Below are 7,326 nucleotides of genomic sequence, written 5' to 3'. Positions count from 1 at the left end.
GCGCACTGCAGAAGCATATTGTCGGCTATCGCATTTGCAAGTTTTGCTATGGTGTTTGCCGTTGCCGGAGCGATTACAAAAAGGTCCGCCCATTCGCCGGCTTTTATGTGGTTGTGAGAGTCTGCCCATGACTCGTTCATATCATCAAGAACTTTGTTTGAGGTAAGAGCTTCAAAACTAAGAGGAGCGACGAACTTTTTAGCCGCTTCGCTCATGACCACTTTTACTTCTGCACCAGCTTTGGTAAGAAGTCTTACCAGCTCAAGCGATTTGTAAGCCGCGATCGAGCCTGTGACACCCAGTAGTATTTTTTTGTTTTTTAGCAAGTTTGACGGGATGAGCATTCTTTACCTCATAAGTATTAATGGCGGCATTTTAACATAAAAGAGCTGGTTATAGCTTACTTTTGTCTACCTCTACTCCGCCATACTCAAGTGTGTAAATGAGGTCTGTGGTGTGGAGCTTGTCGAAGTTCTCAAGCATTATCTGGCGCAGGTACTCCTTCTCTTCCTTTTCGGCCTTAATCAGACTAGGAGCAAATATACCTTTTCTCTCAAGAACCAATGATGTAATATCTTTGTCCATCTGAATGTGGTTCATAAGCTCTCTGATGTCGGTCTCAAAAATAGAGCCAAGCATGGAGAACATCCCTGCAAGGTAGGCTTTGTCTTTGTTAGCACGGTCCGCTTCTGCTTCCATCTTTTCGGCTCTTCTAAGGGCTAGTGCCAAAATAGTCTTGGATGCAGGATTTTTAGAGACCTCCGAGTATAGATACAGAAGCAGCCATCTTAGCAGCTTGTCTCTTCCCATAAGTGTGATAACCTGCATCAAAGACTCTATTTTAACATTGAATTTTTTTGAGTTGTTGAAGAACTGAACAAGCTTGTATGAGAGATCTGGCTGTTTTTTTATGAAAAACTCAAGTTGTTCGGTGCTGTTGTTGTCTTTTATGATCTTGATAAGCTGCAGGATTATGAATTGTGCAGGCTCTTTTGAACCTATGATCTCTATGATCTCTGGTTTGTCAAGATAGTAGCCTTGATAGTAGTCAAAGCCCATTTTTGAGTACTTCTGATAATCCTCTTTTGTCTCTATGTTCTGTGCCAAAAGCTTGATCCTTGTGCCTTTGAACTTCTCCATCACCTTTTCAAGGTTTTCATGCAAAGAGAGCACTACGTCCATTTTAATGATGTCTATATAGTTAAAGAGCCTATTGAACTTTTTTATCATCTCTGCACTTGAGTCAAAGTGTTCAAGCGATAACATAAAGCCTCTTTTTTTGTACTGAATGATCTTTGCGATAACTTTTTCGTTAAGATCTATATCTTCCAAGATGTTAAGAACAAACCTGTCTTTGTCCAAAACGTCCAGTATCCCTTTTTGAAGCGACTCCTCGTCGACGTTTACAAATGCCAGGACCTTAGAGCCCAAAAGCTTGTCTAGTTCGTTGCTGGTTATTGAGCTGATGATTAGCTGCGAAGTAGCTCTTATCTTTGTCGAGAAGCCCGTAGGCTCCAGCGAGCTGTCCTTAAATACCAGCTCGTAGGCAAAGAGCTGGTTTTTATTGTCAAAAATCTTCTGTTTAGAAATATTAATTATGTTCACGTGCAGCTTCCTTGATTTTCTCTGTTTTACATATTAACACGAAAAATCTTAATAGAGGACTTTGATATATATCAAGCAGAAATATTTATTGAATGATAGAATTTCAACTTATAATAATTAAAAGGATAGTTTATATGAAGAAGATGTTATTACTTGCCTTCGCATTATCGTCACTGATTTTTGCCGAGTCGCAAACCCAGACATGTAAGAAGTGTCATCCGGCTATAGTTGATGAGTTTGAAAACTCTATGCACAGGAAATCATCAATATACGATGACGCAATACACAAAGCTGTATGGGATATGCACCCTGCAAAGGCAAAGGACGATTATGCTTGTGCTGAGTGCCACACTCCAAATGCAAAAGATGAGGAGGATGCAAAAAAAGGCATAACGTGCGCTAGTTGCCACACTATAAAAGATGTAGAGGAGCATGCAAGTGCAAATAGAAATGTTTACAGTAAAGATAAAAAGACGTTTTACTCAGCAGAAGCCGGCAGAGAGGGAGAAAAAGTAGTTTATAAAAAAGAGAGCTCATGGTTTGGGCTTAACAAAAGCACCGTAGGTTCGCCGTATCACGATATAGACTATACAAATGAGAAGTATTACAGCGCACAGGTATGTATGGGTTGTCACTCGCACAGACAAAACTCTGCAGAGTTTATGATATGTGAAACGTCAAAAGATGGTGCAAAGAGCAAAGAAGAGAACTGTATAACGTGCCATATGCCAAAGGTTGATGGCACGGCAACAACTTTGACGGAGACCGAGAAACACTCTTTTCACGGTTTTGCAGGGGCTAGGAAAAACCCTGAGATGCTCTCAAAATATGTTGGGCTCGATTTTAAAAAGAGTGCGAACGGTTTTGACGTAACTATTGAGAACAAAGCACCTCATGATCTTATGCTTCATCCGCTTAGAGTGGTAGAACTTAGAGTAAACCTTGTAAAAGATGGAAAATCAGCACCTCTGAAGATGCACACTTTCGCAAAAGTAATAGGTAATGAGAACGGGGCGTCAATGCCGTGGCTGGCTGACAGAGTCGTGTCTGATACTATGTTAAAAGCAAACGAGAAAAAGAGCGTAAGCTATGACGATAAAGTTAAAGCAGGGGATAAGATAGAAGTAACGCTTGGATACTATATTGTAAATCCAAAAGCTCTTAAAAAGTTAAATTTGGATGCAGACGAAGATGCTAAAAAGTTTACGGTTCTTAAAGTACAAAGTTTTATAGCAGAGTAGCCAAAAGGCTGCTCTACTCAAATCTTGACGGCTTTTCCTATCTCATCATCGCTGTAGATGCTGTGGGTGCCGTCGCAAAATGGGAAGTTGGCGCTTGTCTTGCACATGCAGATGTGGTACTGCTTTGTCTTTTCAACAGTTACCTCTTTTGGCAGGCACTCAGTTACTTCATGGCTTCCGTCACAAAAAACACCCTCTTTGCTTCTTCCGCAAGCACATATCATATATGTCACACCCGCTTCAAGAGTGACACCTTTTGGCTTGTTGTGAAATACTATCGCATCTTTGCACATGACATCTCCTTTAATAGATAGACACTATTATAGTGGCGATTTTATCTAAATGTCAAGGTAAAAAGAGCTATATGGAAGAAGATACCGTAAGCTGCAGTTTCTCTTTCTGGTTTAGTTCTTCTACGGCTATGCCGTATAAAGAGCAAAGCTCTCTTTTTGCCTCTTCGCCGAGGTTGTTCAGATCTACAACATAATCAACGTAGTCATCTTCCTCTGCGATCTTCATCTTAAATGTAGAAATCTGCTCTTTTGTCGGGTGTGTTTTAATTATTTTGTACACGGTTGACCTCTTGTTTTTAAATGGTAATATTGGAGTGGAATTGTATTATTTTTTTTGATTTTTGCGGTAATAAAATTAAGTGGTTTATAAAGTCGTGTAAATAGGGGTGTTTTGGGGGTGGATGATAGTTATGAGCGGAGAGATCCGCTCAAAGAAAGATTATAGACCTGTAACGTTTTCTGCTTGTGGACCTTTTTCGCCCTGACCGATTTCAAAAGTTACCTTTTGACCTTCGTCTAGTGAAACACGACCGTAGCCTGTGCTGTTGATTTGACGAAAGTGTACGAATACATCTTTACCGCCATTTTCTTGTTCGATAAATCCGAAACCTTTTTCACCATTGAACCATTTAACTGTACCGTTTACTAATGCTGCCATTGTAATACCTTTGTGTTTGAATACACCTCATTGCTGAAGTGGTCTAAAATCTAATATGAAGCTTTTCTTTTAGTAGCGGATTATACTGTTAACTAGGTCATCAATGTAAAGCAGACTAAAGATGTAACTCGAATCATCTTTTATTGAGGGAAGTATAACTGAATAAAAGGTAAATGTATATAGAAGAGGCAAATTCTTTTTAAAGTTGTGTTTTTTATTGTGTTAAAACTTAGTCTCTTTTTTGTTTTTTGAGATGAACTCGTCCGTAAACTTGAGCATATTTTTATAGTGGTGAAATATCTCTCTTAACTGCTCCTAAAACCCCGCATGAGCAAGATACAAAGCGTTGTTATGCTTCATTTTAGTTCAAAATGTGCAAATGCACCCTCTACACTTAAGACATTTTTATAGCTGGTCTTTGTTATAGTCACTTTTTTTGTAGTTAAGTCACACACCGCGATACGAAAGTTTGAACCCATATACGGTTCAACAATGCAGATGATCTTATCATCGATCTGTCTTGTTGCATGGATAACACCTTGAAGAGTATGAAAAAAATATTTCGGATAGCTCAAAGGCGTGATCTCTACAACCTCCGCAACTATTTTTTTGCCAAGATTTTGTCTCATAAGATTGGCATCTTCATAGTTGTCAAACTGAACACACCAGTCGTCAAACTCTTTATTGAAGCGTTTTAAATCTTCGTCCAAAAAACCGCCTGCCTCTGATTGTAGGGCAAATATGCTCATTTGTAGAATCCTATAAGAATATTCATAATTATACTTGTTAGCCTCTTTGATATCCTTTATAATTAACTCTGCAGCTCTTTGATGGCATCTGCAAAGATGTCGTAACTCTCTTTTGAAGAAAACACAAAGTTAACTTCCATGCTCTGATTAGTTTCCAAAAAAGATTTGACGCTCTTGTAGGCAACTTTAGCCGCCTCAGCCTTTGGATAACCGTAAATGCCGGTGGAGATGGCAGGAAACGAGATGCTGTGGCACTTTAGTTCAGAAGCTGCTTTTAGTGAGTTTATATAGCAGTTTGCCAGAAGCTCTTCGCAGCGGTTTTTACAAGATGAATAAACAGGACCGACGGTGTGGATAATATATTTTGCCCTCATATTTCCCGCAGTTGTCGCAACGGCTTCTCCTGTAGGCAATCCATCAGGATACAGAGAGGCTCTCAGCTTTTTGCACTCGCTAAGTATCTGCTCTCCGCCCGCACGATGTATGGCGCCATCCACACCGCCGCCGCCAAGAAGTGAACTGTTCGCCGCATTTACCACTGCACATACGTCCTCTTGCGTTATATCTGCTACTTTTAGGTTTATGTTTTTCATTTTATTTGATCTTCATTACTTTCAAATAGTGGGTTATATAAGTTCCACTTTCAGCTCTTTGCCAAGAATGTGCGCAAAGTTTTGAAGAGTCGAGAGTTTAATGTCCTGTGCATGGTTTTCTATTCTCGAAATAGCGGACTTCTTTGTGTGGAGCCTCTGCGCTATCTCCTCTTGCGTAAGCCCGACCTCAACTCTTGCTTGCTTTAGCATCTCACCTATCTTGAACTCTTCGTATCCGCTATCAAAATCTTTTGCAAACTCGACATCGTCTTTTTTTCTTTTATCAATGTATTTTTTTAAGTCACTCATTGTTTAAATACTCCTTTTTTCTCTTTTGTGCTAAGGCTATCTCATGTTTTGGAACTTTTTGGTCTTTTTTTCTAAAAGCGTTTGTAAGCACAACGAAAGTTCCGTTATGTTCAAAACCTAGTAATCTTATGTGATTTGTTCCATGTTGAACTCTTACTTCAACAATACCATCTGAACTACTTAGGCATTTATAGAATTTAGTAGATACTGTGTCCGCTTCTTCTATCAACTGTAATACCCAAACAACTTTTTGAGCTTCTTTGCTTGAGAGAGTGTCTAAAAACTCTTCAATCGGGCTTTTGCCTGATTTGAGTCTGTAAAAGATGACCTCTTTCATAGCAATATGTTAACATAGAAGTTAACTTTTGTCAATTTGTATATATCAATAAGCATAGTTTTTCCTATTTAAAATATACTTTAGTTTATTAAAAAATAGAAAGCTTGTTTAAAAATATGGCAGTTTGAAGTATTTTTTTTAACTGGTCGCAAATTGCGACCAGTTTGGTGTGTGGATTATTTTTTAAAGGTGGAGATTCATTCACTGGGGCGTAATTTCGTAATTTTTATTTTCAAATATAGTAGATACTTCAATTAGTTTTTTTTCCAATAATAAATATGCTTCTAATGATTCATTAAATTGCTTAATTGAAATATTTTTATGTCGTCCATGAATTAGATCATTTCTAAGATTATTTTGTTTGATCTTTATAATATATTTATTAATAAATTGAAATGACCTTTTATCAACGCTACATAAATCCCTAAAGACTCTTTTTATTTGCACCATCATAGAAGGAACAGGGGTTTCAAGCATCATATCATTATAAAATTTAATGTCATTTGCCAAATAGCACATCTTCTGTAAGAAAAAGTTTATTAATGATTCATTTGCGGCATTTAATAAAATAAAAGCATTTAGCATATTATTATTTGCTGAATTAATTAATGCACTTGAATATATTTGTTCATATAGTAGAGGTTCATTATCGATAATTTGTAATTTAAAATCTTCTATTCCGTCAACAACTTCTGGCATGCTATTATCGGAAAAAAATCCTTTAGGCAATAATGCAGTTGCATTATGATACACAGAACCATCACTATAATGTTGAATCGTAGAAATTTGTTCTAGTTCATTAGTAGATATAAAGTTTACTTGACATTTTGAATCAAACAGTTTTAATCGAATTACAAATTCATTAATTATCTCAGTTATTTTAAGCATTATAACTGAAAGCCCACTATCTTGATTGTTAATTGAAGGACCTTTCCAGTAATTATCACAGTTTGAAAAACCATTGATTTTAAGTACAATAGTAGAATAAAATGAATCACCTGCAGTCCAATCAACTTTTTGTTCTTTATTAGCTTTCAAATTTATTTCTATAATTTGCTCATTAACTTTTAGATTATAAACATCGTCAACTAGTGGAATGGAAAATGGTAGTTTAAATTTTATAGTGTAATAGATATTTTTATCTTCTTGAATTTCATTTATCAACTTTTTCAGCTTATTATTTTGTTCAGTAAATTCGTCTATATTTTCTACTTTATCTGTCCAAAACAAAAGTTCTTTGCAAGATGAATTTAAAGCACTTTTTGAAGTATTTGACTGGAAATAACTATAAACCAGTGAAATAACGTTAAATTGAAAGAATAGTGCATTATGATGAAAACCAGCAGGTGGTTCATTATTTGGTAATTTGTAAATGATTGTACGATATTTTGAAAATATAGTTAAAAAATCTTGATATAGTTTAATTCTTGAGGCACTAAAGAGTGCATATTGTAAGTTATAGAAATATGTTGCAAAGTCATGACTAGATTTAAATATTTTTTTTTCACTCATATTTAAGCCATACTTAACTGCATCTATAT

General features: G+C 36.6%; 11 protein-coding genes. 1 reads left to right on the top strand and 10 read right to left on the bottom strand.

Going from position 1 to position 7,326, the window contains the following annotated elements:
• Positions 1 to 344: flavoprotein (locus RBR61_RS08025; RefSeq protein ID WP_320343415.1), on the bottom strand; the 344-nt coding region annotated here is incomplete at its 3' end.
• A gap of 49 nt (positions 345 to 393) precedes the next feature.
• Positions 394 to 1,605 (bottom strand): EAL domain-containing protein, encoded by a 1,212-nt coding sequence (locus RBR61_RS08020; protein WP_320343413.1) that lies wholly within the window; start codon positions 1,603 to 1,605, stop codon positions 394 to 396.
• Between the two features lie 134 nt (positions 1,606 to 1,739).
• Between RBR61_RS08020 and RBR61_RS08015 the strand changes: the two genes are divergently transcribed.
• Complete coding sequence (locus RBR61_RS08015) at positions 1,740 to 2,846, top strand: multiheme c-type cytochrome (protein WP_320343412.1); 1,107 nt, start codon at positions 1,740 to 1,742, stop codon at positions 2,844 to 2,846.
• A gap of 17 nt (positions 2,847 to 2,863) precedes the next feature.
• Here RBR61_RS08015 and RBR61_RS08010 read toward each other — a convergent pair whose 3' ends face one another.
• The 8 genes from RBR61_RS08010 to RBR61_RS07975 form a co-directional block, all read right to left on the bottom strand.
• Positions 2,864 to 3,139, bottom strand: a complete 276-nt coding sequence (locus RBR61_RS08010) for a CDGSH iron-sulfur domain-containing protein (RefSeq protein ID WP_320343411.1) — start codon at positions 3,137 to 3,139, stop codon at positions 2,864 to 2,866.
• Positions 3,140 to 3,206: 67 nt separating this feature from the next.
• Positions 3,207 to 3,419: a hypothetical protein gene (locus tag RBR61_RS08005; protein WP_137012455.1), complete on the bottom strand. Its 213-nt coding sequence runs from the start codon at positions 3,417 to 3,419 to the stop codon at positions 3,207 to 3,209.
• Positions 3,420 to 3,578: 159 nt separating this feature from the next.
• Positions 3,579 to 3,797, bottom strand: a complete 219-nt coding sequence (locus tag RBR61_RS08000; protein WP_137012459.1) for a cold-shock protein — start codon at positions 3,795 to 3,797, stop codon at positions 3,579 to 3,581.
• 356 nt (positions 3,798 to 4,153) lie between these two features.
• Complete coding sequence (locus RBR61_RS07995) at positions 4,154 to 4,546, bottom strand: hypothetical protein (protein ID WP_320343406.1); 393 nt, start codon at positions 4,544 to 4,546, stop codon at positions 4,154 to 4,156.
• A 62-nt stretch (positions 4,547 to 4,608) separates the two neighbouring features.
• The gene (locus tag RBR61_RS07990; protein ID WP_320343405.1) at positions 4,609 to 5,139 is read right to left on the bottom strand and encodes an O-acetyl-ADP-ribose deacetylase; all 531 of its coding nucleotides are present in this window, start codon (positions 5,137 to 5,139) and stop codon (positions 4,609 to 4,611) included.
• 33 nt (positions 5,140 to 5,172) lie between these two features.
• Positions 5,173 to 5,448: a helix-turn-helix transcriptional regulator gene (locus RBR61_RS07985; RefSeq protein WP_320343403.1), complete on the bottom strand. Its 276-nt coding sequence runs from the start codon at positions 5,446 to 5,448 to the stop codon at positions 5,173 to 5,175.
• Positions 5,441 to 5,785: a type II toxin-antitoxin system RelE/ParE family toxin gene (locus RBR61_RS07980; protein ID WP_320343401.1), complete on the bottom strand. Its 345-nt coding sequence runs from the start codon at positions 5,783 to 5,785 to the stop codon at positions 5,441 to 5,443. Before RBR61_RS07980 ends, RBR61_RS07985 begins: the two co-directional genes overlap by 8 nt.
• A 201-nt stretch (positions 5,786 to 5,986) precedes the next feature.
• A complete protein-coding gene (locus RBR61_RS07975; RefSeq protein ID WP_320343399.1) occupies positions 5,987 to 7,297 on the bottom strand; it encodes a hypothetical protein in 1,311 nt (436 codons plus the stop codon).
• Positions 7,298 to 7,326: the final 29 nt, after the last annotated feature.

It is taken from the genome of Sulfurimonas sp. (assembly GCF_034005705.1).
Taxonomy (GTDB): Bacteria; Campylobacterota; Campylobacteria; order Campylobacterales; family Sulfurimonadaceae; genus Sulfurimonas.
The sequence above is the reverse complement of the archived record's forward strand: the minus strand, read 5'-3'. Positions and strand labels throughout refer to the sequence as shown.